Below are 992 nucleotides of genomic sequence, written 5' to 3' on the forward strand. Positions count from 1 at the left end.
GATAGACGGGCAGCTTTCCATTTACTTTGTTATCCAAGTAATCGACTGATATCTGATCATAATTAAGACGAGATTCGTTGTGCGCGGCAAAGCTGGCGGGCGTCGAGTGGTTAATTTGCGAAGTCGCCACCAAAGCGGTTGTCATGCCCTGCTCTTTCGCTACTTCCAACATCGTTTTAACTGGCTTTTTATGGGTATCGACAGCGACGGCGCCATTGTAACTCTTTATACCACTGCTTAAGGCCGTCGCGCCTGCTGCACTGTCAGTGACATAAGTATCATCATCGGGATAGGTGTGAGCCATGCCAACCAGTATCGAGTCAAAGACTGTAGGCTCAATCTGTTTAGTTTCTGGATTATCTTGATAATAACGGTAGGCGGTTGTGTAGGCAGGGCCCATTCCATCACCGATCATATAAATAATATTTTTCGGTGCTTCATTGGCGTGAACAAACCCGGCCAGTAAACTGGCCGCAAGTAAAGAGTATCTGATTGTCATATTTCATCCATGAAAAAGTGACTGCGAGTATAAGCCGTCACTTTAATTACTGTTTTGCTTACAAGTATTCATCAATACTATCATTCAGTTAGGATGAAACCGCGTATTACATCATGGTTTTGCAACCCAAATCATTTCTTAAATAGGATCACTTCTGTACGTAGGCCAGCTTTAGGTGTCTCATTCGGGTTATTCAAGTAGCGCTCAATCCCCAAAGGCTTGCTCTTCACTTTTATGCCGTTTTGGCGTGTCAAATTCATCCCTAACGACCACGCATTGCCCAAAAACTGGTAGTCACCTTTGTGCTCAATCACAAAAGTTTCACACGCTGGAATCGTGCCAAACACAAAACCATTTGGTACCTCTACCATTTCACTCACGGGCAAGCAGGTTACAAATTCAAAATGACCGAGCTTCATGTCCATTGAAAGGTAATAGCAGAACAGTTCGCCGTTGACGGGCAGACTTTCTTTCTGCATCAGTTCGTATAGAC

2 protein-coding genes are annotated in these 992 nt (G+C 44.3%); both read right to left on the reverse strand.

The annotated features are described in order from the left end of the window. Window positions 1–499 (reverse strand): alkaline phosphatase (locus tag R7R78_RS24645; RefSeq protein WP_225474439.1); only part of this gene is annotated, 499 nt, incomplete at its 3' end. Window positions 500–630: 131 nt separating this feature from the next. Further along, window positions 631–992, reverse strand: a 362-nt coding sequence (locus tag R7R78_RS24650; protein WP_225474440.1) for a GyrI-like domain-containing protein, incomplete at its 5' end; no start/stop codon positions are given.

The sequence above is a fragment of the Vibrio sp. 2134-1 genome (assembly GCF_033339495.1).